At 69.2% G+C, this 23,988-nt stretch carries 21 protein-coding genes; 10 read left to right on the top strand and 11 right to left on the bottom strand.

The window, feature by feature from the left end; genetic code table 11:
• The first annotated feature begins 16 nt into the window (after positions 1-16).
• Entirely contained in the window at positions 17-886 is an 870-nt protein-coding gene (locus tag ACFQ9K_RS33040) for an Fpg/Nei family DNA glycosylase (RefSeq protein ID WP_378717431.1), read from the top strand.
• 3 nt (positions 887-889) lie between these two features.
• On the opposite strand, the gene ACFQ9K_RS33035 is transcribed toward ACFQ9K_RS33040, so the two are convergent.
• From ACFQ9K_RS33035 to ACFQ9K_RS33020, 4 genes are read right to left on the bottom strand one after another with little or no spacing between them, the layout of a single operon-like run.
• Positions 890-2,395, bottom strand: a complete 1,506-nt coding sequence (locus ACFQ9K_RS33035) for a carboxylesterase/lipase family protein (RefSeq protein ID WP_378717432.1) — start codon at positions 2,393-2,395, stop codon at positions 890-892.
• Positions 2,396-2,408: 13 nt separating this feature from the next.
• Positions 2,409-3,845 carry a dihydrolipoyl dehydrogenase family protein gene (locus tag ACFQ9K_RS33030; protein WP_378717434.1) on the bottom strand — a complete coding sequence of 479 codons (1,437 nt, stop codon included), beginning with the start codon at positions 3,843-3,845 and terminating at the stop codon, positions 2,409-2,411.
• 5 nt (positions 3,846-3,850) lie between these two features.
• Positions 3,851-4,096: a DUF2630 family protein gene (locus ACFQ9K_RS33025; protein WP_378717436.1), complete on the bottom strand. Its 246-nt coding sequence runs from the start codon at positions 4,094-4,096 to the stop codon at positions 3,851-3,853.
• 10 nt (positions 4,097-4,106) lie between these two features.
• Entirely contained in the window at positions 4,107-5,477 is a 1,371-nt protein-coding gene (locus ACFQ9K_RS33020) for a PLP-dependent aminotransferase family protein (protein WP_378717437.1), read from the bottom strand.
• A gap of 81 nt (positions 5,478-5,558) precedes the next feature.
• Between ACFQ9K_RS33020 and ACFQ9K_RS33015 the strand changes: the two genes are divergently transcribed.
• Entirely contained in the window at positions 5,559-6,251 is a 693-nt protein-coding gene (locus ACFQ9K_RS33015) for a pyridoxamine 5'-phosphate oxidase family protein (protein WP_378717439.1), read from the top strand.
• 219 nt (positions 6,252-6,470) lie between these two features.
• Positions 6,471-7,670 (top strand): PucR family transcriptional regulator, encoded by a 1,200-nt coding sequence (locus ACFQ9K_RS33010; RefSeq protein WP_378717441.1) that lies wholly within the window; start codon positions 6,471-6,473, stop codon positions 7,668-7,670.
• 7 nt (positions 7,671-7,677) lie between these two features.
• On the opposite strand, the gene ACFQ9K_RS33005 is transcribed toward ACFQ9K_RS33010, so the two are convergent.
• Positions 7,678-8,928, bottom strand: a complete 1,251-nt coding sequence (locus ACFQ9K_RS33005) for a hypothetical protein (RefSeq protein WP_378717495.1) — start codon at positions 8,926-8,928, stop codon at positions 7,678-7,680.
• A 73-nt stretch (positions 8,929-9,001) separates the two neighbouring features.
• Positions 9,002-9,763 carry a crotonase/enoyl-CoA hydratase family protein gene (locus ACFQ9K_RS33000; RefSeq protein WP_378717442.1) on the bottom strand — a complete coding sequence of 254 codons (762 nt, stop codon included), beginning with the start codon at positions 9,761-9,763 and terminating at the stop codon, positions 9,002-9,004.
• A gap of 94 nt (positions 9,764-9,857) precedes the next feature.
• Between ACFQ9K_RS33000 and ACFQ9K_RS32995 the strand changes: the two genes are divergently transcribed.
• The 3 genes from ACFQ9K_RS32995 (at position 9,858) to ACFQ9K_RS32985 (ending at position 14,141) form a co-directional block, all read left to right on the top strand.
• Entirely contained in the window at positions 9,858-10,499 is a 642-nt protein-coding gene (locus ACFQ9K_RS32995; RefSeq protein ID WP_378717443.1) for a TetR/AcrR family transcriptional regulator, read from the top strand.
• Positions 10,486-12,105, top strand: coding sequence for an acyl-CoA dehydrogenase family protein (locus tag ACFQ9K_RS32990; protein ID WP_378717446.1), 1,620 nt, complete (start codon positions 10,486-10,488; stop codon positions 12,103-12,105). Before ACFQ9K_RS32995 ends, ACFQ9K_RS32990 begins: the two co-directional genes overlap by 14 nt.
• 497 nt (positions 12,106-12,602) lie before the next feature.
• Positions 12,603-14,141, top strand: coding sequence for a M4 family metallopeptidase (locus ACFQ9K_RS32985; RefSeq protein WP_378984017.1), 1,539 nt, complete (start codon positions 12,603-12,605; stop codon positions 14,139-14,141).
• A gap of 68 nt (positions 14,142-14,209) precedes the next feature.
• Here ACFQ9K_RS32985 and ACFQ9K_RS32980 read toward each other — a convergent pair whose 3' ends face one another.
• A complete protein-coding gene (locus ACFQ9K_RS32980) occupies positions 14,210-14,614 on the bottom strand; it encodes a nuclear transport factor 2 family protein (protein ID WP_378723156.1) in 405 nt (134 codons plus the stop codon).
• Between the two features lie 124 nt (positions 14,615-14,738).
• Here ACFQ9K_RS32980 and ACFQ9K_RS32975 point away from each other — a divergent pair, with 124 nt between their 5' ends.
• Positions 14,739-15,419, top strand: coding sequence for a nucleoside/nucleotide kinase family protein (locus tag ACFQ9K_RS32975; RefSeq protein ID WP_378723157.1), 681 nt, complete (start codon positions 14,739-14,741; stop codon positions 15,417-15,419).
• Between the two features lie 4 nt (positions 15,420-15,423).
• Here ACFQ9K_RS32975 and pgi read toward each other — a convergent pair whose 3' ends face one another.
• Complete coding sequence (gene pgi / locus ACFQ9K_RS32970; protein ID WP_378723159.1) at positions 15,424-17,061, bottom strand: glucose-6-phosphate isomerase; 1,638 nt, start codon at positions 17,059-17,061, stop codon at positions 15,424-15,426.
• Positions 17,062-17,156: 95 nt separating this feature from the next.
• On the opposite strand from pgi, the gene ACFQ9K_RS32965 reads away from it, so the two are divergent.
• Entirely contained in the window at positions 17,157-18,611 is a 1,455-nt protein-coding gene (locus ACFQ9K_RS32965; RefSeq protein WP_378723161.1) for an NAD-dependent succinate-semialdehyde dehydrogenase, read from the top strand.
• A 128-nt stretch (positions 18,612-18,739) separates the two neighbouring features.
• Here ACFQ9K_RS32965 and ACFQ9K_RS32960 read toward each other — a convergent pair whose 3' ends face one another.
• A complete protein-coding gene (locus tag ACFQ9K_RS32960) occupies positions 18,740-19,033 on the bottom strand; it encodes a chorismate mutase (RefSeq protein ID WP_378723176.1) in 294 nt (97 codons plus the stop codon).
• Between the two features lie 384 nt (positions 19,034-19,417).
• Between ACFQ9K_RS32960 and pcrA the strand changes: the two genes are divergently transcribed.
• Positions 19,418-22,039: a DNA helicase PcrA gene (gene pcrA, locus ACFQ9K_RS32955; RefSeq protein ID WP_378723162.1), complete on the top strand. Its 2,622-nt coding sequence runs from the start codon at positions 19,418-19,420 to the stop codon at positions 22,037-22,039.
• A 26-nt stretch (positions 22,040-22,065) separates the two neighbouring features.
• Positions 22,066-22,491: a hypothetical protein gene (locus tag ACFQ9K_RS32950; protein WP_378723164.1), complete on the top strand. Its 426-nt coding sequence runs from the start codon at positions 22,066-22,068 to the stop codon at positions 22,489-22,491.
• Positions 22,492-22,499: 8 nt separating this feature from the next.
• Here ACFQ9K_RS32950 and ACFQ9K_RS32945 read toward each other — a convergent pair whose 3' ends face one another.
• Both ACFQ9K_RS32945 and ACFQ9K_RS32940 read right to left on the bottom strand, forming a co-directional pair.
• On the bottom strand, positions 22,500-23,006 hold the full coding sequence (locus ACFQ9K_RS32945) for a DUF1731 domain-containing protein (protein ID WP_378723166.1): 507 nt from the start codon (positions 23,004-23,006) through the stop codon (positions 22,500-22,502).
• On the bottom strand, positions 23,003-23,878 hold the full coding sequence (locus ACFQ9K_RS32940) for an SRPBCC family protein (RefSeq protein ID WP_378723167.1): 876 nt from the start codon (positions 23,876-23,878) through the stop codon (positions 23,003-23,005). The genes ACFQ9K_RS32945 and ACFQ9K_RS32940 overlap by 4 nt, the downstream gene beginning before the upstream one ends.
• Positions 23,879-23,988: the final 110 nt, after the last annotated feature.

Genomic DNA, 23,988 nt, shown 5'->3' with positions numbered 1-23,988 from the left:
CCGGTAACCTGACCTTGTGCCCGAACTACCTGAGGTGGAGGCGCTGGCGCAGTTTCTGCGGGAACACGCGGTCGGCGCGGTGGTGGGGCGCGTGGATGTGGCGGCACTCAGCGCGGTGAAGACGTTCGAACCGCCGGTGACCGCGCTGTCCGGCCGGGATGTGACCGGGGCCGGGCGCTGGGGAAAGTTCCTCGGCATGGACTGCGGCGGATTGTGGCTGATCACGCACCTGTCCCGGGGTGGCTGGCTGCGCTGGATCGATGAGCCGAGCCAGACGCCGCCGAAGCCGGGCGGCAAGAGTCCGCTGGCGCTGCGCGTGCACTTCTTCACCCCGGAGGGCGCGACGCCCGCCTTCGACCTCACCGAGGCCGGAACCAAGAAGCGGCTCGCGGTCTACATCGTCGACGATCCGAAGCTGGTGCCCGGCATCGCCCGGCTCGGGCCGGACGCGCTCGAGGTGAGCGAGGACGAGTTCATCGAGATCCTGCGCGGCACCTCGCAGCGGATCAAGACCGCGATCGTCGACCAGACGCTGCTGGCCGGCATCGGCAACGCCTACTCCGACGAGATCCTGCACGCCGCCAAGGTCTCCCCGTTCGCCAACACGAAAACCCTTGCGGCGAACCACGGGCCCGAGCTGTACGCGGCCATGCGCGCGGTGCTCACCGATGCCGTGCGGCGTTCGTCGGGCCAGGCCGCCGCCCGGCTCAAGGGCGAAAAGCGTTCCGGCATGCAGGTCCACGCCCGCACCGGCCAGCCGTGCCCGGTGTGCGGCGACACCGTGCGCGAGGTGTCCTACGCCGAGCGCTCCTTCCAGTACTGCCCGACCTGTCAGACCGGCGGCAAGATCCTCGCCGACCGGCGGATGTCGCGGCTGCTCAAGTAGCTCTCAGGTCAGGGTGGGTACCCGGACTCCTTGCCAGGCGAGGCGTTTGGCCTGGTCCGGGTCGTGTTCCAGGCGGGTGGGGGTATCGATGATCAGGGTCGTGCGGCGGGCCTCGGTATAGGCGGGCCAGGAGGGCAGCGGGGCGCCGGTGCGGGCGAATTCGAGCCAGTTGTCCTGGAATTGGCCGGTGACCGAGTGCAGGCCGCGTCGGCCGCCGGCGGCGGTGAGGGCGCGGCCGAAAGCCGCGTCGCCGCCGCCGAAGACGGGGATCAGGTCCGAGGCGTGGGTGGCGCCCAGGCCCGCGAGCTGCATCGAGCGCGGGGCGAAGTCGTAGCGATAGGCATAGGTGGGGGCGTGCCGGCTATGGCCGGCCATGACCGTGACCGACGGGCGCCAGAAGACGAAGTCACCACCGGCGCGCACGGCCGCCTTGGCCTCCGGGTAGCCGGGATAGGCTGCGGCGATCCGGGATTCGGCGGCTTCGTCCCCGATGGCGGCGCGCAGCCGTTCGGGGGTGGTGGGCAGTGAATCCGCGAACTTGGCGAACAGGGTGCCCTCGTCGCGGTTCGTGCCGATGATGAGCGGGACCCGATGGGCATTGCCGTCGACGATCGCATCGATCGGGGCCTGCGGAAGCAGGACGCCGTCGACCACCGGGGAAATCGGGAACAGGCCGCGGCGTTCGCGCAGGACTCGATTGCTGGTGCGGTCGACCGCGCGCCGAATGTCGTTGGCGCTCGCGGTGAGTAGTGCGGTGGCCGCCTGCTCCGGGGTCGCGCCGAGCGTTTCCACGCAGCGCCGGGCGAACCGGCGCGCGTCGTCGGCGGTCATCGCCCAGTCGGCCGGTGGGCTCTGCGAAATAGCCCGGTGGAACAGGCCTTTAGCGGACGGGGTGGCGAGCAGGCTGAGTACCGCGTGGGCGCCCGCGGATTCGCCGAAGATGGTGACGTTGCCGGGATCGCCGCCGAACGCCGCGATATTGCTGTGCACCCACTCCAGCGCGGCCACCTGATCGCGCAGGCCGAGGTTCGACTCGAACGTGTGCCCCGGGGTGGAGAACTCACCGAAATCGACATAGCCGAACGCGCCCAGCCGGTAGTTCAGCGATACCAGCACGGCATCCCCGCGCACCGCGAGCCGTCCACCGGAGTACAGCGCGAGCGCCGACGTGCCGGTGAGATAGCCGCCGCCGTGGATGAACACCAGCACCGGTCGCGGCTGGTCCGACGGCGTCACCGGCACGGTGACATTGAGTGTCAGCGAGTCCTCGTGCGTCGGCTGGTACCGGCGCGGTCCGATCCGCGCGCCGGCCCGATGCTGCATCGCGGCGAATCCGTACTCGGTGCTCTCCCGCACGCCGGCCCACGGCGTGACCGGGTGCGGAGCTCGAAAACGTAAGTCGCCCACCGGGGCCGCCGCGTAGGGCAGGGAACGCCAGCGCAAGACGCGGCGGCCACGACGACCCCGAACGACTCCGTCGGCGGTCTGGATATCTGTCGATGCCACCATCCGCCAATGGTACTTACGCGCGCCGTGTCTCCAACAGGCGTAACCAGAACTCGCTCACCGCGGGAAACGCGGGCACCGCGTGCCACAGGGTTGCCAAGGGCACCTTGCCGACCACCGCGATGGTGGCCGCGTGCAGCTGCTCGCCCGCCTCCGGGCCGACGAAGGTCGCGCCGAGCAGGGTGTCGGTGGCGGTGTCGATGACCAGCTTGGCCCGGCCCGCGAAGTCGTTGCGGGCCAGCGCGGAACCGGCGACCGAGATGTCCAGCTCGACGGTCTCGACGGCATGGCCCGCGTCCCGGGCGGCGGCCTCGGTCAGTCCGACGGACGCGACCTCGGGCGCGGTGTACACAACCTGCGGAACCTGCGCGTGGTCGGCGCTCGCGGTGAACCGGGGATCGTCGAGCGGCCTGCCCTCCGCGCGGGCCGCGATCACGTCGCCGCACACCCTGGCCTGGTACTTACCCATATGCGTAAGCGCGGCACGATGATTCAGATCGCCGACGCAGTACAGCCAGTCGCCGTCCACGCCGCGCACGGTCAGCTGATCGTCGACCGAGACGTAGCCTTCCTTCAGCCCGACCGACTCCAGCCCGAGACCGGCGGCGGCGGGTGCGCGCCCGGCGGCCACGACGATCTCGTCGGCCTCGAGTTCGGTATCGCCCTGGGCGCCGTGCACCCGCACGGTGACCGGGCCGCCGTGGATCCGGCCCTCGCCGGTGTCCTTGGCGTCGGGCCGGTGCACGCTGGTCGGAGAGGTATCGAGCAGCACCTGCACGCCGCGCTCGGTCAGCGCCGCGACCACGCGCTCACCCGCGAACGGTTCGGCGGACGCCAGTACCGCGCCGCCGCGCACGACCATGCTGACCTGCGCGCCGAGCGCATTCAGCCAGGTCGCCGCCTCGCAGGCCACGACGCCGCCGCCGATGATCACCACCCGGCCGGGCACCTCGTGCAGGTTGGTGGCGTCGCGGGAGATCCAGGGCAGCGCGTCGCGCAGGCCCGGCACGTCCGGAACGCTCGCGGTGGTGCCGGTGGCCAGCACCACCGCGTGCCGGGCGCGCAGCACCCGGCCGTCGACCTCGACCAGTCGTTCCCCGACGAGCTTGCCGGTGCCGCGGACGACCTCGATGCGCTGATCGCCGGCCCACTTCACCTGCGAGGTGTCGTCGTGGTCGTGGACGAAGGAGTCGCGCCGCCGCAGCACCGCCTCGATGTCGAGGCCGCTCGCGGTGATCCCGTCCATGGCTTGGGCGGCGCCGAGCACATGGCCGGGCCGCAGCAGGGCCTTGCTCGGAATGCAGGCCCAGTAGGAGCATTCGCCGCCGACGAGTTCGCGTTCCACGATCGCGGCGGTCCGGTCGCTCCCGGCGATGGCGTAATCGGCGGCGTTCTCGCCCGCCGGACCGCCACCGATCACGATGACGTCGTATTCGGTAGGTGCACCAGGCATGGCGGTTACTGCAGGTAGCCCTCGACCTGAGCGGCGGAGCTCGGTTGGGCGTCGTCCGGTGATCCGCCCTGGTCGATCCGCGCCCGGCGGTGCCGCAGCAGATCCCACGCCTGGTCCAGCATCACCTCGAGCTCGGCGAGTTGCTGCCGCTCGGCCTTGGGGTCCAGGTCGCCCTTGGCGGCTTGGGCGCGGAGCTCGTGCTCCTGGTCGACTAGTGCCTTGATCCGGGCCAAAACGTCCTGTTCGGTCATGCCGACCATGCTACGGCCGCGCCAGGCACGCGGCGGCGATCGGCACCGCCGTGGCCAGGTCGGGCCAGGACAGCGCGGTGTAACCGAGCGTGACGCCGAAGTGGTGCCGCCGCGCGCTGTGGTGGTAGCGGCCGAGCGGGTCGAGCGCGACGCCCGCGGCGGCGGCCGCCGCGACGCCGCGTTCCTCCGCCTCGGCCGAGGCGAGCGGTACCACCACGTGCGAGCCCGCGTCGTCGCCGAGGACGTCGAGCCCGTGCCGGCGCAGCTCGCTCACCATGAGGGCGCGCCGGGGTGGCAGCTCGCGGCGCAGGCGGCGCAGGTGCCTGGCCAGGTCGCCGTGCGCGGCGAGCGCGACGAACACCTGCTGGCCTGCCGGACTCGGACTGGTCCCGGTCCTATGTCGGTGCGCCACAACGGCATCGGCGATCGCCGGCCGGGCGACCAGCCAGCCGACGCCGAGGCTCGGCGAGAGGATCTTGCTGGTGGTGCCGAGATGCACGACCACATCCGGCGCCATCGCGGCGAGCAGGGGCAATGGTGCGGTGTCGTAGCGCAATTCGCCGTCGTAGTCGTCCTCGATGATGAGCAGTCCCTGCTTGCGGGCGTGCTCGACGAGCTCGACCCGGCGCGCGGCGGGCAGTCGCGCGCCGAGCGGGAACTGGTGGGCCGGTGTGCAATACACGGCTTTGATATTCGGCGGCAACAGGTCGACCCGGAGACCGTGGGTATCGATCGGGACCGGGAGCACCCGGATCCCCGCCGCCGCGAAAGCTCCTGCGGCGCGCTGATATCCGGGGTCCTCCATGGCGATGGCGTCGCCGGGGGACAGCAGGGCCGCCGCGAGTTCGCCTACGGCGGAACTGGTTCCGGCCGTCGCCAGCACCACCGTTTCGCTGCCCGCGCCGAGTCCGCGATGGCGCAGCAGATGTTCGACGATCGCCGCGCGGAAATCCGGCTCGCCCGCCCGGTCCTTGCGCACCAGCGGCGACAGGTCGGCGGCGGCGCGCCAGGCCCGCCGCCACGCGGGGCGATCGATGGCGTCGGCGTAGGGCGCGCCGGGTTGCAGGTCGAGCAGGGCCGGACCGGCGTCCTCGCCGTCCGGCGGGAGTACGCGCAGCGGTGCGGCGGGCGGCGTGGTGGTCAGGTAGGTGCCGGAACCGCGCTTGCCGCTGAGCCAGCCCTCGGCGTGCAGTTGATCGAAGGCGGCGGCCACGACGGTACGGCTCACACCGAGCCGTTCGGCCAGCGAGCGCGACGACGGCAACCGGTCGCCGCCACGCAGCAGACCGTTGCTCGCCGCGGCGCGCAGACCGTCGGCGACCTGCACCGACAGCGGCTCCGGCAGCGCACGGTCGAGGTCGAGCGGGAGTTCGTCGAGCACCGGACACCTCACGAATGGACTGTGCGAATTCGCTTGAATTGGCACTTTCATAATGCCACTCCGGACTAGATCCTGGTCTTTATGACCCCATCGGCCGATCCCCGGACCCCACTCTCGCCGACCCCGCGCAGCACGCTGACCCGGTCGAAGGAACGCGCGCGGAGCGAGCGCGCGGACCTCGACGCCGTCCTCGACGCGGGCCTGGTCTGCCACCTCGGCGTGCTGCTCGGCGGTGCGCCGGTGGTGCTGCCCACCATCTACGGCCGCGACGGGGACACCCTCTACCTGCATGGTTCGACCGGTGCGGGCAACCTGCGCGCGGCCATGGCCGGGGATGTCTCGGTCGCGGTCACCCTGGTCGACGGCGTCGTCTACGCCCGCTCGGCGTTCCACTTCTCGATGAACTTCCGCTCTGCGGTGGTGCACGGCCGCGCGACGGAGGTCACCGAGGCCGCGCAGCGGTTGCGCGCGCTCGAGGTGATCACCGAGCACGCCGCGCCGGGCGCCTGGTCGCGGGTGCGGTTGCCGAACAAGAAGGAACTGGCCGCGACCATGGTGCTCGCGCTCGATCTCACCGAGGCCTCGGTGAAGGTCCGCAGCGGCGGCCCCAACGACGACCCGGCGGATATCGAGAACGGCGGGGTGTGGGCGGGTGTGCTGCCGGTGCGCCAGGTCTGGGGCGCGCCGATCGATGCGGCCGATCTCCAGGCGGGGCTCGCGGTGCCGAGCGACGTGCTCGAGCGCGCGGAACCCGGTCTGGTTCCGGCGCGGTGACACCGGCACGGCGGTCAGGTGCCTCGGCACGGTGATGGCGTCGAGTCGACGACGGCCTGATCGAGCAGGGAACCGTGCGGTAAGGCACCGTTCGTGTGACCAGGAATCGGCCGGGTGTTTGTGCATCGGACGGGACTCCAGGTTGGCTGCATGCACTACTCGACGGGGGCAAGAACTGCCTATTGTCCAGAGTGGTTTGTGTATGTAAACAATGTGCGGGTGACTGTTCCCTCCGATCCCGCCGCGCTGGCCGAGTTCTCCGACTATGTGCGGGCGGCGTTGCCCGATGTTGCTCGTGATCTGCTCGCGGTGGTGCTCGGCGAGGTGCCGTCGTATCGCGAGCTGTCCGCCGACCAGAGCGGCCGCGACCTGCCGCTCGCCGCCGAGGCGAACCTGCGGCTGTTCCTGCGGTCGCTGGCCGAGGGGCGGACGCCGCGTCCGGACGAACTGACCGAGCTGATCGACATCGCGGTGCGGCGCGCCAGGGCCGGGATCCCGCTCGACACCGTGCTCTCGGTGTACCACCTCGGTGCGGTGGCGGCGTGGAACTCGGTGGCCGCCTTGGCCACAACGCCGGAGCAGCGCGAACAGCTCGTGGCCGCAGTGCCTTACGTGCTCGGATATCTCGGCGCGGTGACCCCGGGGGTCGCGGGCGCGTATCTGCGCGAGCGGCAGGACCTGCACTGGGAGCAGCGGGAGGCCAAACGCGCGGTGGCGCAGGCGCTGGTGCGCGGCAATCCCGTCGACCTGCTGGCCGAACGATTCGGCATCGCGCTGGACGGCGGGTTCGGCGTGCTGGTGTTCCGGGTGGCCGAGCCGGAACCGTCGGGGACGAACCGGCCGGTGCTGCGCATCGTGCAGACCGAGATCGACGCGGTGTCCAGCCGGGTGCTCAGTTCCGTCGAGCGCAGCGGCGGGGTGGTGCTGGTGCCGGGGACGGAGGGCGGACTCGCCACTGCCCTGGACACTTTCGTCACCCGTGTCGCGCAGGGGACCGGAGCGCGCACGGTCGCCGGCTTCGCCACCGCGGCCGGCGTGGACGACGTGCCCGCCGCCGCGGCGGAGGCCGGTGAAATCGCCAGGCTTGCTTACCAACTCCGGCGGCCGACCGCGGTGTACCGCATGGCCGATCTGGCGTTGCAGTACCAGCTCGCGCGACCGGGGCCCGCGCGGGACTGGCTGCTCACCCTGCTCGATCCGCTGCGCGACCAGCCGCACCTGATGGAAGCGCTGCGTGCGCTCATCGACAACGACTACAACCGGCAGCAGGCCGCGGCCGCGCTGGTCGTGCACCGGAATACGCTCAACTACCGGCTCAACCGGATCGGCACGGTCACCGGTTACGACCCCAACCGACCGGATCACGCTCAGCTCTTCGCCGCCGCCCTCACCGCCAGCGACATCGATGAGGTGGAGTGACGCCGGGTCACCAGGCGTGCGCGCGCAGACCCGACGCCCGCAGCGTCTGCTGTGCCAAATCCGTTAACGCGGTATCGGATTCGATACTCGCCGGATCCAGGCCGACCAGCGACAGGAGATAGTCGTCGCCGATGCGGCAGAGATAGCCGGACAGCCGGGTTCGCGGGAGCCGGGCCGCGGTGAGTCCGGGGTGAATGGCGCGCGCGGCGACGCCGAGGCAGCGATGCGGGCCCAGCGTGCGCAGGGCAGCGGGCAGAGTTCCGATGTTGGAGCACAGGATGTCTCGCTCGCCGGCTCCCTTGGACAACGCGTAGGCCCAGCGGTCGGGGATCACCTGGAGCAGTTCCTCGGGCAGGCCGCCGGGGCTGGACATGCGGCGCTCGTAGGCGGCGCGGGCCTTCTCCCGGATGGTCGAGGGGGTGTCGGCGCGATCGATGGCGATGGCGGTCATCGACAGATCGTTGTCGACCCTGGGTTCGTCGCGGGTGTCGACCGGAAGGCTGGCGTCGATCGTATCGGACCGGAATCCGCTGGCCCACAGCATGTTCGCGACCAACGCGATGAACAGGCTGTTGGCGGTGCCGTCCTGCCCGGCGGCCGCGTCGTCCCAATCGGCGACGGGGCATTGAAGTACCGCACTGTGCGTCCGAACCGGCGCGGCGGTGTGGTCTCGGCTCACGACCCGGGCCGGCTGATCGGGAATCCCGCGGCGCAACGCGTCGGCGGTCCCGCGCAACACGATCGACCATTGCCTTCGCGCATCGGCCCAGTCCGACCGGGGTGTCGTGAGCAGGCGCGACTCGTCGTGAGCGGTCAGGGAAGGGCCGCCGAGCGCGTCGTCCGCGGCGAGCACCAGGGCCCGACCGTCCGCCAATGCGTGCGAACAAGTAAGGGAGACAAGGGAACCGCCGTCATCCAGCGCGACCGCGGACAGTCGCCAGCCGGGACCGAACTCTGGGTCCAGGTCCGCACCCTGTGCGTCGGCCCACGCCATGATCGCGGCGGTGGGAATCGGCCGATCGGTGAGGGCTAGGGGATAGGCACGGGTATTCGGCTGCCAGGCCCGTCGGGCGCCGGGCACCCGCGGCCGAAGCACCCGCCGCCCCAACGGGCCCGTGCGCAATGCCGCGTGCACCGTGTGCAGCAGCGTCGGATCTATGCGGTCGGCGGTGCGCCACAGGCCTTGCAGCGCAATGGGGGTGCCCAGGCCACGATGGGTCCGCAGGAAGATCTCGTCGACCACGCTCAACCGGCCCATCGGGCGCACGCCTACACCTCGCTCTCGACCGTGTTCGATTCCCTTGTCGTCGTGCTTGTTTCGGTGGGTCTGCTCAGGCCTGCGCGCCGTGCCTGCCCGCGCCCGCGGCGAAGCGTTGCGCTCCCTCCAGGGCGCCGTTGGTGAGCGCGGTGATGCCGTGCTTCAGCTCGTTGCGCAGCGCGGTCTCCTCGTCCATGCCGTCCTGCTCCAGCAGCGACATCCGATCCGAGCGCAGGCAGGCCTGCGGCAGCGCGGCCAGCTCGGCGGCGAGCTGTTCTGCGGCAGCGCGGGCTTCGCCGGTCGGGACCACCCGGTTCGCCAGGCCGATCTGCAAGGCCTCGGTGGCGTCGACGGGCCGGCCGGTGAGCACCAGGTCCATGGCGCGGCTGCTGCCGATGAGCCGCGGCAGGCGCAACGTGCCGCCGTCGATCAGCGGCACGCCCCAGCGGCGACAGAACACGCCGAAGACGCTGTCCTGCTCGGCAACTCGCAGATCGCACCACAGCGCCAGCTCGAGCCCGCCCGCGACCGCGTACCCGGAGACGGCGGCGATCACCGGCTTGGACAGTCGCATCCTGGTCGGCCCCATCGGGCCGTCGCCGTCCTCGGTGACCTGATTGGAGCGCTCGGTGCCCAACGCCTTGAGGTCGGCGCCCGCGCAGAAGGTGCCGTCGTCGCCCCAGAGCACCGCCACCGCGGCGTCGGGATCGGCGTCGAACGCACGGAAGGCGTCGGCCAGGGCCGCGGCGGTCGGTCCGTCGACCGCGTTGCGTGCCTCGGGACGATGCAGGATGACGGTGGTCACCGGTCCGCTGCGCTCGATTCGCACACTCATGACAACCCCTCACAGGCTCGCTCGATCACGATCCTGACCATACGCCGTAAAACCCCTCTTGTGGCAAGAAATGAATTCATGGTTCACTTCTTGGGTGGTCTACCGCAGAACCCCCGCAGTGCAGGCCCGCCTGGACGCGCAGGCGGGGCTGATCGTGCAGGCCGCGACCAAGGTGTTGTCCAGCGCGGGCTACGCCGGGCTGTCCATGGCGGCCGTCGCCGCGGCGGCGGGCGTGGCCACCGGAACCGTCTACAAGAACTTCGCGGGCAAGACCGAACTGATCACCGCGGTGTTCCGCAAGGTGGTCGCCAGGGAGGTTGCCGCCGTCGCCGCCGCGAGCGCCGACGGCACCGCGATCGAACGGGTGACCGCCGCGGTGGAGACCTTCGCCGGGCGTGCGCTGAAGAATCCGAAGCTCGCCTATGTGCTGCTCGTCGAGCCGGTGGACACCGTGGTCGACGCGGAACGCCTGCACTTCCGCCGCGCCTTCGCCGAAGCCTTCGAATCGGCGGTCGCGGAGGGCGTTTCGTGTGGTGAGCTGCCCGCGCAGGACGCCCGCATGAGCGCGGCCGCGCTGGTCGGCGCGATCGGCGAGGTGCTGGTCGGCCCGCTCGCCTCGGCACCGCACGGGGAATCCGTTGTCCCCGAACTCATTACCTTCGCCCTGCGCGCGCTCGGCGTGCAGTCGAGCGCGACCGCTCGGCCGGAATCAGGAGTATCCGATGCAGACGCATGAAGTCTTCAACCAGGTCCCCGACATCGCGCCGTTCGATGTCGCGCGCAATCCGGCGCTGATCGAGGGACTGCACCGCGAGGGTGCGGGCTGGGCCGAGGCCGAGGTGCGCGAACTCGGTGTGCTCGCAGGCGGTTCCGCGGCGCAGGAGTGGGGGCGGATCGCCAACGAGTACCCGCCGGTGCTGCGCACGCACGACCGCTACGGCCATCGCATCGACGAGGTCGAGTTCCACCCGCACTGGCACGACCTGATGAATGTCGCGGTGTCCCATGGCCTGCACGGTTCCCCCTGGTTGGACGACCGGCCGGGTGCGCACGTCGCCCGCGCGGCGAAGTTCTTCACCTGGGGCGCCGTCGAGGCCGGCCACATGTGTCCCATCTCCATGACCTACGCCGTGGTGCCCGCGTTGCGGCACAACCGGGAACTCTCGGCGAAGTACGAGCCGCTGCTCGGCTCCCGGGTGTACGACTTCGGCCTGCGTGCGCCCGCGTCGAAGGCCGGCTTGATCGCGGGCATGTCGATGACCGAGAAGCAGGGCGGCTCCGATGTCCGCGCCAATACCACCACGGCGACACCGCAACCCGACGGCTCGTACCGGATCGTGGGGCACAAGTGGTTCACCTCGGCGCCCATGTCGGACATGTTCCTGACGCTGGCCCAGGCCCCCGGCGGACTGTCCTGCTTCCTGCTGACCAGGGTGCTGCCGGACGGCACGCGCAACCCCATCCGCATCCAACGGCTCAAGGACAAGCTGGGCAACAAGTCCAACGCCTCCTCGGAGATCGAGTACGAGAACGCCACCGGCTGGCTGGTCGGCGCGGAGGGCGCCGGGGTGAAGACCATCATCGAGATGGTGAACATGACCAGGCTGGACTGCGTGATCGGCTCGGCCACCGGCATGCGCACCGGCGTGGTGTTCGCCGCGCACCACGCGCGGCATCGAGAAGCGTTCGGCGCCAAGCTGATCGATCAACCGGCGATGCGTAACGTGCTGGCGGACTTGGTGATCGAGTCCGACGCCGCGACCACCGTGATGATGCGGCTGGCCGGCGCCACCGACCGGGCGAGCCGGGATCCCGCCGAGGCGGCGCTGCGGCGAATCGCGTTGGCGGTGACCAAGTATTGGGTGTGCAAGCGGGCGCCCGCGCACGCGGCGGAGGCCCTGGAGTGCTTCGGCGGCAACGGTTATGCCGAGGAGTCGGGCATGCCGCGGCTCTATCGGGAGGCCCCGCTGATGTCGATCTGGGAAGGCTCCGGCAATGTCGCGGCGCTGGACGCGTTGCGCGCCATGGGTCGTCAGCCGGAGACGGTCGAGGCCTACTTCAACGAGGTGTCGCTGGCCAGGGGCGCGAATCCGCGGCTGGACGACGCCATCGCCCGGGTCGGCAAGGAACTGTCCGACCTCAGCGACATCGAGTTCCGCGCGCGCCGGATCGTCGAGCTCATGGCTCTGGTATTACAAGGGGCGCAACTGGTTCGGCATGGCCATCCGGCGGTCGCGGACGCGTTCTGCGCGACCAGGCTCGGTGACGATTGGGGCATCGCGTTCGGCACCCTGCCGACCGGTGTCGATACCGGTGCCATCCTGGAACGGGCGTTGGTCTGAGCTTCGTTTGATTCGAAATAGACTGGGTTACAGGAGTTCTGGAGGAATCGCGACCGATATCGTCGATCTCGTCCGCGATCATGAAGGCGTGGATGGGGATCGGCATACGGTGTCGAAATGTGTTCTCCCTGAAGATGTTAGGCATGCGTACGTCCGCCGCTGCGGCGGATCGACGCAATTGCACTGCGGGTAACTCCCCGCTTTGCGCATTGTCCGCGAATTCGTAAGATATTCGCGCATAACATTTTAAGAGCACATTGCACCGATAGCCAATGGATTACTGGGCTATTCACCGCCTTTCCCCAGTCTCGTCTCCAGTCGAGTTGGCCGCTCGTATGTGGTTCTACTTGGTCATGAAACCCACACATAAACGGGCGGGTCGAAATACCGCCTTTGCGATAATTGCTGTCGGGGCAATGATCTTCGCGTCCGGCCCAGGGGCCAGCGGAGCGCCGCCGACCAGTCCATCCGCACCCTCGGGTTCCGACCTTTCCTCCGTGCCGAAAGAGGTGACGACGGATCAGCAGGGTTCCGTTCAGCAGGTGGTCCCGAAGGAGCCGATCAAGACGCCGGCGGGAACGGCTGCCGAGGCGCCGGCCGCGGCGCAGGCGCACGCGAACGGTGTGCAGAAGGCGCTCGGCGGCAATGGCGATACCGCGGGCAACCTGGTCGTGGAGTCTGTGTTCCAGGTCGGTGAGGGGTCCACAGTCCGGTTGCGCCAGGAGATCGACAAGGTACCGGTGTTCGGCGCCTCGGCGGCCCAGTCGCTGGCCGCCGACGGTTCGCTCCTCTCCGTGACCGGCTCGCTGTCGAAGAAGTCGCAGGGCAAGTACTCCAGCACGGCCCCCTCGGCCGCGGTGCAGGCGACCGCGCTGAAGAAGGTCGCCGAGCAGAGCAAAGCCGCGCCGGACCAGCTCTCCGTCACCGAGACGAAGGCCTACTGGTACGACTCGAAGCTGGCCGCCAAGGACGAGGCGCAGAGCACCGCGGTCCCGGCCTTCAAAGTCGACATCACCGGCCTGAGCGCCGACAAGAAGGGCGAGCCCGCGACCTGGGTCGTCTTCGTCGACGCGAACAGCACCGGCAAGGTGCTCGACAGCTGGAGCGAGACCAAGCACCTCAACCGGGTCGTGTGTGACAACGCGAACCGGCGCATCGACCCCAACCGGGCCGGCTGCGGCACCGGCAGCATCCGCTCCACCAGGTCGGAAGGGCAGCCGGCCAGCGGAATCGCGGACGTCGACAAGATCTACGACTACCTGGGCAACACCGAGCGGTTCTACGCCCAGTACACCAAGGTGGCGAACCTGACCAACCTGATCGGCTCCGACACCGGAGACGGCAAGGGTAAGGCGCTGCGCGCCACCGTCCGGCTCTGCACCACCACCGAGTGCCCGTACCAGAACGCCTTCTGGTCCGGCAGCTACATGGCCTACGGTTCGGGTCTGACCACCGAGGACATCACCGCGCACGAGCTCACCCACGGCGTCACCCAGAACACCAACGGTCTGGTCTACCGCAACGAGCCCGGCGCGATCAACGAGTCAATGTCCGATGTGTTCGGCGAGCTCACCTTCCTGGTCGACACCGCCAACACCTGCAACACCCCGGCCAACCGGTGGAAGCTCGGCGTGTGCAGCTCGATCGGCGTGATCCGGGACATGAAGAACCCGAACGCGTACCAGGATCCCGACACCTACCGCGGCACCTACTGGTACTCCGGTAGCGGCGACAGCGGCGGCGTCCACACCAACAGCGGGGTGGGCAACCGCACCGCGTCGCTCATCACCGACGGTGGCACCCTCAACGGCGTGACCGTCACCGGGCTCGGCATCACCAAGACCGCCGCGCTGTACTGGACCACGCAGACCCTGCTGTCGTCCAATTCCAACTACGGCGCATTGTCCAGCGCGCTGAAGAACGCGTGCAACACCAATGTCCGGAACAACACCGCGGGCACCACGGCCGCTGACTGCGTCCAGGTGGCCAATGCCACCAAGGCGACCAAGCTGCCGCAACTGGCGACTCGCGACTAACTATCACTATCTAGATACCGGACGTCTCACCGGGCTCATTCACGGGCCCGGTGAGACGCCATTTCGGGTCAGGGCGCGATTCGGTCCAGCACTCGTTCGACGAGCGCGGTATCGCAATGTTCGATCACCTCGGTCAATTGCCCGTCGGTTACCCGGAAAATGAAGCAGTAGGTTTGGTCGTATCGCTCGCCGCGCGTGGTGACGCCGTGCCCGCGGGCCTGCACGACGACGCGTTCCGCCGCCGCGACGACGAAGTCCGCGGCGACCCGGTATTCGGTGAACTGGGCCATCAGCGGTCGCAGGAGCCCGTTCAGCACAACGGCTTTCGATTCCCAGACGCCACTCCACGACCAGTCGCCGGGGAATACCCAGCGGAACTCCTCCGCCATCGCCTCGCCCAACGCGGCGGTGTTGCCCGCGGCCATCTGCTCGAAGATGTGCTCCAGCAGTTTCTCGTTCTCGATCGCACTCACCCGGTCGACGCTATGAGCGACTCATCGGTGTCACAAGCGAGGATCCGGCATACGCGGTGTGCGCGATTCGCATGGGTCCGGCGTGCCGGTCCTCGCCGTGCGACCCGGCAGTACAGTGACTTCGATGGACGGGGCGTACGCCGAAACATCGTTGAGCGCGCTGGTCCGGCGGGTGCGCGAGCACGCGGCCGGCCGCGACGGCCGCTATCTGCTCGGCATCGTCGGGCCGCCGGGGGCGGGGAAGTCCACCCTGTCGGTGCGGTTGCGCGATGCGCTCAATGCCGAGTCGCCGATCGCCGAGATCGCGCCGATGGACGGCTATCACCTGACGAACGCGCAGTTGGACGCCGCGGGAAGCCTTGCGCGCAAAGGGGAACCGGACACCTTCGATACCGCGGCCTTCCTCGCCAACCTGCGCAGGCTCCGGGATGCGCCGATCGGTGAGCCGGTGCCGTGGCCGGTCTTCGACCGCGCCGTGCCCGATCCGATCCCCGCGGGCCTGGTCTTCGAGCGGCAGACGATCGTGCTCACCGAGGGAAACTATCTGCTGCTCGACGATATCGGCGACCGGGAATGGTCGGCGGTGCGCAAACTACTGGACGAATGCTGGTACCTGGACGCGGCACGCGAACTGCTCGAGCGCCGTTTGCTGCGCCGTCACATTCGCGGCGGTCGCACGCCGGCGGCCGCCCGGAGGAAGGTGCACGAGAGCGATCTGCGCAACGCCGACCTGATCGACGCCACCAAGGCGCGTGCCGATCTGGTGCTGCGTCAGCGCGGCCGGCGCTACGAGGTGCGGCGCTGAGCGGCTACTTCTTCGCGCGGTACCAGCGGATGAGCGCGTCGGTGGACGAATCTCCCTGTGGCTCAGGCTCTTCGGCGGAGGTCAGCAGCGGGGCCAGGGCCAGCGCCTGCTGCTTGCCGAGTTCCACACCCCACTGATCGAAGCTGTCGATACCCCAGATGGTGCCCTCGACGAACACCTGATGCTCATAGAGCGCGATCAACTGACCGACGACCGACGGCGTGAGCAGCGGCGCGAGGATCGTGGTGCTCGGCCGGTTGCCCGGCATCACCTTGTGCGGCACCACCTTCGGGTCGGTGCCCTCGGCGGCGATCTCCTCGGCGGTCTTGCCGAACGCGAGCACCTTCGTCTGCGCGAACAGGTTGCTCATCAGCAGATCGTGCATGCTGCCGGTGCCGTCGCGGGTGGGCAGATCGTCGGTGGGACGGGCGAAGCCGATGAAGTCCGCCGGGATGAGCCGGGTGCCCTGGTGCAGCAGTTGATAGAAGGCGTGCTGGCCGTTGGTTCCCGGCTCGCCCCAGAAGATTTCGCCGGTGGAGGTGGTGACCGGGCTGCCGTCGGCGCGCACCGACTTGCCGTTCGACTCCATCGTCAGCTGCTGCAGGTAGGCCGGGAAGCGGGCCAGGTCGTTCGAATAGGGCAGCACCGCACGGGATTCCGCGCCGAAGAAGTTGGAGTACCAGACGCCGAGCAGACCGAGCAGCACCGGCGCGTTCGCCTCGAGCGGCGCGTTCGCGAAATGCTCGTCCACGGCGTGCATTCCGGCGAGGAACTCGGCGAAGCGTTCCCGCCCGATGGTGGCCATCACCGAGAGGCCGATCGCGGAATCCACCGAATAGCGCCCGCCGACCCAGTCCCAGAAGCCGAACATGTTGGCCGTGTCGATGCCGAACTCGGCCACCTTCTCGGCGTTGGTCGAGACGGCGACGAAGTGCTTGGCCACCGCGTCCTCGCCGAGCGCACCGACCAGCCAGCGCCGGGCGGCGGTCGCGTTGGTCAAGGTCTCCAGAGTGGAGAAGGTTTTCGAGGCGACGATGAAAAGCGTTGTGGCAGGGTCGAGTCCGTCGAGCTTGGCGACCAGGTCGGCCGGGTCGACATTGGAGACGAACCGGGCGCTGATGCCTGCGTCGACGTAGTGGCGCAGCGCCTGGTAGACCATCACCGGCCCGAGATCGGAGCCGCCGATGCCGATGTTGACCACGGTGCTGATGCGTTCGCCGGTGGCGCCGCGCCATTCGCCGGAGCGCAGGGCGTCGGTGAACTCACCCATCCGCGCCAGCACCTCGTGCACCTGGGCGCTCGCGTCGACGCCGTCCACCAGCACCGGCTCGCCCGCGGGCGCGCGCAACGCGATGTGCGCGACCGCGCGGTCCTCCGAGGTGTTGATGTGCTCGCCCCGGTACATCGCGTCCCTGCGCTCGGCGACCTTCGCCTCGCGCGCCAATTCGACGAGCAGATCCAGGGTTTCCCTGGTGACGCGGTGCTTGCTGTAATCGATGTGCAGATCCGCCACGTCGAGGGTCAGTGCACGGCCGCGCGACGGATCGTCGGCGAACAACTCGCGCAGGTGCCGCCCCGCGATCGCGTCGAAGTGCTCGTGCAGTTTCCGCCAGGCCGCCGTCGCGGTGATGTCGCTGCTCACGCTCGCCGAGGTTACTCACCGCCGGAGCGCCGCGCACGGCAAACACCCCCGCGGACTCGGTGAGAACCGGCGCGACGCGGCCTACGCTGGCACTCATGGTGTCCGAACGCGAAGTTCTCGAATCCGTCCCGACGCAGCTATGGATCGGTGGGCCGGTGGCCGCCACCGGTGGTGGCACCTTCCCGGTGCACAACCCGGCCACCGGGGAGGTGCTGACCGAGGTCGCCGACGCGACCCCCGAAGACGCGGTGCGCGCGCTGGACGCGGCCGTCGCGGTGCAGGCCGACTGGGCCGCGCGCCCGTCGCGTGAGCGCGGCGAGATCCTGCGCGCCGTCTTCGAACAGATCACCGCGCGGGCCGAGGAATTCGCGCTGCTGATGACCCTGGAAATGGGCAAGGCGCTGCCGGAGAGCCGCAACGAGGTGAAGTACGGCGCGGAGTTCTTCCGCTGGTTCAGCGAGGAGGCCGTCCGGGTGCACGGGCGCTACCTGCACGCCCCGTCCGGCACCGGCCGGATCATGGTGCACAAGCAGCCGGTCGGGCCGTGCCTGGCGATCACCCCCTGGAACTTCCCCCTGGCGATGGGTACCCGCAAGATCGGTCCCGCGCTGGCGGCAGGCTGCACGATGATCGTCAAGCCCGCCTCCGCGACCCCGCTGACCATGCTGCTGCTGGCCAAGCTGTGCGGCGAGGCCGGACTGCCCGACGGGGTGCTCTCGGTGATCACCTCGAGCCATTCCGGCGCGGTGACCCAGCCGCTGCTCGACGATCCGCGGCTGCGCAAGCTGACCTTCACCGGCTCCACCGAGGTCGGCAAGAAACTCGTGGAGAAGTCGGCGAACGGGCTGCTGCGCACGTCGATGGAGCTGGGCGGGAACGCGCCGTTCGTGGTGTTCGACGACGCCGATATCGACGCGGCCGTGCAGGGCGCGATGCTGGCCAAGCTGCGCAACGGCGGCGAGGCGTGCACCGCGGCCAACCGGTTCCACGTGCAGAACGGGGTGCTGGAGGAGTTCACCGGCAAGTTCGTCGAGGCGATGTCGAACAGCGTGGTCCTCGGCCCCGGCACCGATGCCGGCACCACGCTGGGCCCGCTGATCAGCGAGGAGCAGCTCAACATCGTCAGTGAGCTGGTCGAGGACGCGGTCTCGGTCGGGGCCAAGGTCCGCCTCGGCGGCAAGGCTCCCGGTGGGCCCGGCTGGTTCTATCCGGCCACCATCCTCAGCGAGGTGCCCGCGCAGGCCAGGATCCTGTGCGAAGAGGTGTTCGGCCCGGTCGCGCCGATTGTCGGCTTCGCCACCGAGGAGGAGGGCATCGCCGCGGCGAACGACACCGAATTCGGTCTGGTCAGCTACGTCTACACCCGTGACCTGGACCGCGCGCTGCGCGTCGCCGAGGGGCTGGAATCCGGCATGGTCGGCGTCAACCGCGGCGTAATCTCCGACCCCGCAGCGCCTTTCGGCGGCGTCAAGGCCTCCGGCTTCGGGCGGGAAGGCGGCACCGAGGGCATCGAGGAATACCTCTCCACCAAGTACATCGCGCTCAGCTGAGCTGAGGCGGAGACGAAACGACCGCCCCGGGGTGATGAACACCCGGGGCGGCCTTGGGGATGCGGTTGTCGTTCTCAGTGCCGCATGGGTCTATGGCCGCGTCCAGCGGCAGACAGGGGGAGGGGCCGTCAGTGGCCGAGGCGGCCGCGGCCGAGGCGCAGCAGGAGCATCGCGAGCGTGTGGCCTTCCTGGCCCAGTTCGCTGAATCGCTCCAGCACCTTCATCTCGCGGTTGTGCACGAGGCGGGGCCCGCCAGAGGCCATGCGGGTACGACCGATGATCCGGGAGACCTCCGTGCGGCGCTTGATGGCGGCGAGGATCTCGGCATCGAGGCGGTCGATCTCCTTACGGAGCTTGTCGATCTCCGCGTCGCTCTGCGGCAACGCCGAATCGGACCCGGTCGTCGTGGCGGGGGTGCTCATCATTCATCTCCTCGTGTCAGAACATGGATCGGCGGGTGAGCCCGGCTCGTTACCGATCGGTTCTTTCACCGTGAAACAGACCTGGTAGGGCCATCGAATTGTCCCCCAGGATGGTGCGCTCAGATAGAGGGGCCGCGATCACGATATCCGGTCGTTAACCGAAACGGATGTATCGCGCGGGCACTCATCATGTCGCCAGTCTGCCACGGGTCAGTAGGTATGCAAAACATTTCGTTTTGTGAATCTGCTGAGAAGACGGGCGCGGTTTCCGCGCGGCGCCCACCTGGCGAGTTCGCCCCGCGTTCACCGGAGCGGTGCCGATCTGTCATGGAGACTACCCGGGGCTTCAACTCTGTCGGTGCGCGCCGGTAGCGTGGATGGGCGATGGACATCACGGTGGCTCCCAAGACGCAGGCCGGTCGCGCCCTGCAGCCGGATTCGATGCAAAACCCGCAGGTCACCGGTGGTAACGCCGATGCAGCGGACAAGCCTGTGGAGGAGGTGCGTGCGGTGCGGGAACCCCAGCGGGCCGCTGTCCCTGAGCCGCCGCCGTCCGCCACCGAACTCGAACAACGGCGTGTCGAACGGGAGCGTCGGCGCGCCGCGGAAGCCGAGCAACTGCTCGACGGCCTGAACCCGCAGCAGCGTGCCGCCGTTGTGCACAGTGGCGCACCGCTGCTCATCGTGGCCGGCGCCGGTTCGGGCAAGACCGCGGTGCTCACCCGCCGCATCGCCTACCTGCTCGCCGCGCGCGGCGTGACCCCGGGGCAGATTCTCGCGATCACGTTCACCAACAAGGCTGCTGCGGAGATGCGGGAGCGGGTGAGCGGACTGGTCGGTCCGCGGGCGAACAACATGTGGGTATCCACATTCCACTCCAGTTGTGTGCGCATCCTGCGCATGCAAGCCGCCCTGTTGCCCGGCCTGAATTCGAATTTCTCCATCTACGATGCCGATGATTCGCGGCGACTGCTCACGATGATCAGTCGCGACCTGGACATCGATACGAAGAAATACACCGCGCGGCTGCTGTCCACCGCGATCTCGAATCTGAAGAACGAGCTGATCGGGCCGCAACAGGCGGTCGCGGATGCCGAGTCCGACGAAACCGAACTGCCGGGCCTGGTGGCCCGCGTCTACACCGAGTATCAGCGGCGGCTGCGCGCGGCGAACGCGCTGGACTTCGACGATCTGATCGGCGAGACGGTGGCGCTGCTGCAACAGCATCCGCAGGTCGCCGAGTACTACCGGCGCCGGTTCCGGCACGTGCTGGTCGACGAATACCAGGACACCAACCACGCGCAGTACGTGCTGGTGCGCGAGCTGGTCGGTCATCATCGGGAAGAGCAGACCGAGGATCAGGCGCCGCCGAGCGAGCTGTGCGTGGTCGGCGACGCGGATCAGTCCATCTACGCCTTCCGCGGCGCCACCATCCGCAATATCGAGGAGTTCGAGCGCGACTTCCCGGACGCGGAAACCATTCTGCTGGAACAGAACTACCGCTCCACCCAGCACATCCTGTCCGCCGCCAACGCGGTGATCTCGCGCAACGAGAACCGGCGGGACAAGAAGCTGTGGACCGATTCCGGCGAGGGCGACCTGATCACCGGCTACGTCGCGGACAACGAGCACGACGAGGCCTCGTTCGTGGCGCGGGAGATCGACAAGCTGGTCGACCAGGGCGAGGCCAACTACGGCGACGTCGCGGTGTTCTACCGGACCAACAACAATTCGCGCGCGCTGGAAGAGATCTTCATCCGGATGGGGCTGCCGTACAAGGTGGTCGGCGGCGTCCGGTTCTACGAGCGCAAGGAGGTGCGCGACATCGTCGCCTACCTGCGGGTGCTGGAGAACCCCGAGGACGCGGTGAGCGTGCGCCGGATCCTGAACACGCCGCGCCGCGGCATCGGCGACCGGGCCGAGGCCTGTGTGGCGGTGCACGCCGAGCAGCGGGGAATCGGTTTCGCCGCGGCGCTGCGGGACGCGGCCGACGGCAAGGTCGCGCTGCTGAACACCCGGGCGCAGCGGCAGATCGCCGGATTCCTCGATCTGCTGGACGAGATCCGGGCGGCGGGCGTCCAGGAAGATCTGGACTTCCCCGACGTCGGCAATGTGGTCGACGCGGTGCTGGAGCGCACCGGGTACCGGGCCGAGCTGGAGGCGTCCGACGACCCGCAGGACGGCGCGCGTCTGGACAATCTGAACGAACTGGTCAGCGTCGCAAGGGAATTCAGTTCCGAAGCGCACAACAACGCGGAGGCGGCCAGGGAAGAGGGGCTGGTGCCGGAGGCGGCCGAGGGTGAACCGGATCCCGGCTCGCTCGCCGCGTTCCTGGAGCGGGTCTCGCTGGTGGCCGACACCGATCAGATCCCGGACGAGGGCACCGGTGTGGTGACCATGATGACCCTGCACACCGCCAAGGGGCTGGAGTTCCCGGTCGTGTTCGTCACCGGCTGGGAGGACGGGCAGTTCCCGCACATGCGCGCGCTCGGCGATCCGACCGAGCTGGCCGAGGAACGCCGGCTCGCCTACGTCGGCATCACCCGGGCCAGGAAGCGGCTGTACCTGACCCGCGCGGTGGTGCGATCCGGCTGGGGCCAGCCGGTATCGAATCCGGAATCCCGCTTCCTGCAAGAGATTCCGGATCACCTGATCGACTGGCGCCGGCTGGAGCCGACCGGTTCCGCGGCGACCCGCGGCATCCGCAGGCGCGGTGACGACGACCGCATGGAACGCGATTGGACCCGCGGCGACGGGTGGGCCGAGCAGCGCCCGGGCATCCGCAGCGAGCGCGGACGTCGTCCGGCCCCCGGCGGCGCGCCCGCCAGGAACAACGCCAATCTCGTTCTCGCCGTGGGCGACCGGGTGAGCGACGACAAGTACGGCCTCGGCAAGGTGGTCGCCGCAGAGGGCTTCGGCCCACTGGCCACGGTCACCATCGATTTCGGTAGCGCGGGCAAGATCCGGCTGATCCCGCAGTACAGCAGGACGTTGGTAAAGCTGTGACCGCGCCGCTTCCGTAGGGCTCGCCGATGGATACAGTCGCGCAGCACGTCCTGTGGTTGCTTCCGATGCTGTGGCTCGGCATGGTGCTGGCCATCTCGTTCCTGGAGGCGCCGCTGAAGTTCCGGGCGCCGGGAATCACCGTGGCGCTCGGGCTCGGCATCGGGCGGTTGGTGTTCCGGGCGTTGAACGTCGTCGAGACGGTGCTGGCCGTGTTTTTGGTGCTGGCGACACTGGTGGTCCTGCCCGCGGCTGGTACGTGGGCGTGGCTGGTCGCCGCGGTGGTGCTGCTGGCCGCGCAGGTCCTGCTGGTGCGGCCGCCGTTGAGCCGCCGGGCCGACCGGGTGCTGGCCGGGGAGCGGCTGCCGCGATCGCACGCGCACTTCTGGTACATCGGCCTCGAGGTGGCCAAAGTCGTCGCGCTGACCGGGTTGGCGATCGCGGCAGCCCCGTAGCTGCCCGCTCAGCGCGGCAAGAGGTCGGTCAGGGCCTCGTCCAGGGTGGGGTAGCGGAAGGTGAAGCCGCTCGCACGCAGCACTTCCGAGGTGGCGTGGCGGCCGGTGAGGCCTAGGGCGGGGTCGGTGCGGAGGAAGACGGCGCCGACCTTCAGGATTGCGGTCGGGGTCGGTGGGGCTGCCGGGCGGCGCAGGTGCCTGCGTAGCGCGGCCATCAGTTCCCGGTTGCGGACCGGGAAGTCGGTGGCGGCCACCAGGATTCCGTTGGGCAGCGTGACCTGGGGGTCGAGGCCGAGCGCGGCGCGCACGATGGCCAGCCAGTCCTCGACGTGAATCCAGCTGAAACACTGGTCGCCCGGGCCGACGCGTCCGCCGAGACCCGCCTTGGTCAGCTGGCCGAGGCGTTTCAGCGCGGGGGCCTGCGGGTCGAGCACGATCGAGGTGCGCAGGATGGTCGAGTGGGCGGCGTTCGCGCCGTCGAAGGCACGCTCCCACGGCTCGGCTACGCCGGTCATCTGCGGCAGGCCCACCGGTAGCGGAGTTGTTTCCGTGCAACGGGTTTCGCCCGCGTCCGACCAGATCGCCGTGGTGCTGGCCTGCACCCAGTAATCGATGGGACGGTCGAGGGTTGCGGCAGCGTCGACCAGTGCGCGGGTGGAATCGACTCGGCTGCTCCGCAATTGGTCGACATTGCGTTTGCTGGGGCGGCAGTCGACCAGTTTCCGGCCAGGTTGACGATCGCGGTCGGGCCCGGATTGCGCAGTGCGGCAACCCACTTGCCCACCGATCTACCGTCCCATTCGAGCTGATCGAACGGCAGTCCGGGGTCGCGTCGCCTGGTGAGGATGTTCACCCGGTGCCCGCGGCAGGTCAGGTCGGCGGCGATGTGCTTGCCCAATGCGCCGGTGCCACCGGCGATTACGACGGTGAGCGCGCGCTCCGCCGGTTCGATTCCGGCGAGCTGCGCCAGCCGCGCGAAGCAGACGCGCGCGTCGTGCTCCAGGAGCGACCCGACCGCCATCCTGGCGATCGACGCCGACGGCCCGCTGAAGGTCAGCGCCTGGGTGACCTCCGTACCGCCGTTGCGCGGCGTCAACGTCCAGGTCAGTCGCATCCGCCCGACCGGTTCCGGTTGTTCGATGCTCAGTTCCCGCCCGGGAACCAGCGTGCTGATGACGAACGGCGGCGCCGTCCGTCCATGCACTGCCTCGTAGACCCGCCCCCTAGGCAGGTAGTCACCCGTTGTCCCCACCGCAACCGGCCCTTGCAGCCGTACCGAGGTGACGCCCGCATTCCATTCCGGCCACCGCGTCGGATCCCCCAGCACCCCCCACACGAGTTCCACTGGAAGCGCAATGAACTGGGTGTACATCGTTGTACGCGCCATAACCCAAACGCTAGCCCCGCCCAGCGCAGAGCAACACGTGCGCATCGTCACCGTCCCACGTCGCGCACCAACCGTGAACCTCACACCCCACTCGACCGTGCACAAACCCG

The sequence above is a fragment of the Nocardia sp. NPDC056564 genome (assembly GCF_042793755.1).
Taxonomy (GTDB): Bacteria; Actinomycetota; Actinomycetes; order Mycobacteriales; family Mycobacteriaceae; genus Nocardia.
Note: the sequence above shows the minus strand (reverse complement) of the source record. Positions and strands in the feature narration are given on the sequence as shown.

What these genes read in the sequence shown, in the direction of transcription:
- ACFQ9K_RS33035 (WP_378717432.1), bottom strand. Translation starts at nt 2,395, where the DNA reads ATGGTGGCATCGACAGATATCCAGACCGCCGACGGAGTCGTTCGGGGT.
- ACFQ9K_RS32965 (WP_378723161.1), top strand. Translation starts at nt 17,157, where the DNA reads ATGGTGTCCGAACGCGAAGTTCTCGAATCCGTCCCGACGCAGCTATGG.
- ACFQ9K_RS32950 (WP_378723164.1), top strand. Translation starts at nt 22,066, where the DNA reads ATGGATACAGTCGCGCAGCACGTCCTGTGGTTGCTTCCGATGCTGTGG.
- ACFQ9K_RS33025 (WP_378717436.1), bottom strand. Translation starts at nt 4,096, where the DNA reads ATGACCGAACAGGACGTTTTGGCCCGGATCAAGGCACTAGTCGACCAG.
- ACFQ9K_RS32960 (WP_378723176.1), bottom strand. Translation starts at nt 19,033, where the DNA reads ATGAGCACCCCCGCCACGACGACCGGGTCCGATTCGGCGTTGCCGCAG.
- ACFQ9K_RS32940 (WP_378723167.1), bottom strand. Translation starts at nt 23,878, where the DNA reads ATGGCGCGTACAACGATGTACACCCAGTTCATTGCGCTTCCAGTGGAA.
- ACFQ9K_RS33030 (WP_378717434.1), bottom strand. Translation starts at nt 3,845, where the DNA reads ATGCCTGGTGCACCTACCGAATACGACGTCATCGTGATCGGTGGCGGT.
- pcrA (WP_378723162.1), top strand. Translation starts at nt 19,418, where the DNA reads ATGGACATCACGGTGGCTCCCAAGACGCAGGCCGGTCGCGCCCTGCAG.
- ACFQ9K_RS32990 (WP_378717446.1), top strand. Translation starts at nt 10,486, where the DNA reads ATGCAGACGCATGAAGTCTTCAACCAGGTCCCCGACATCGCGCCGTTC.
- ACFQ9K_RS32975 (WP_378723157.1), top strand. Translation starts at nt 14,739, where the DNA reads ATGGACGGGGCGTACGCCGAAACATCGTTGAGCGCGCTGGTCCGGCGG.
- ACFQ9K_RS33015 (WP_378717439.1), top strand. Translation starts at nt 5,559, where the DNA reads ATGACCCCATCGGCCGATCCCCGGACCCCACTCTCGCCGACCCCGCGC.
- ACFQ9K_RS33000 (WP_378717442.1), bottom strand. Translation starts at nt 9,763, where the DNA reads ATGAGTGTGCGAATCGAGCGCAGCGGACCGGTGACCACCGTCATCCTG.
- ACFQ9K_RS33005 (WP_378717495.1), bottom strand. Translation starts at nt 8,928, where the DNA reads ATGGGCCGGTTGAGCGTGGTCGACGAGATCTTCCTGCGGACCCATCGT.
- ACFQ9K_RS32945 (WP_378723166.1), bottom strand. Translation starts at nt 23,006, where the DNA reads ATGACCGGCGTAGCCGAGCCGTGGGAGCGTGCCTTCGACGGCGCGAAC.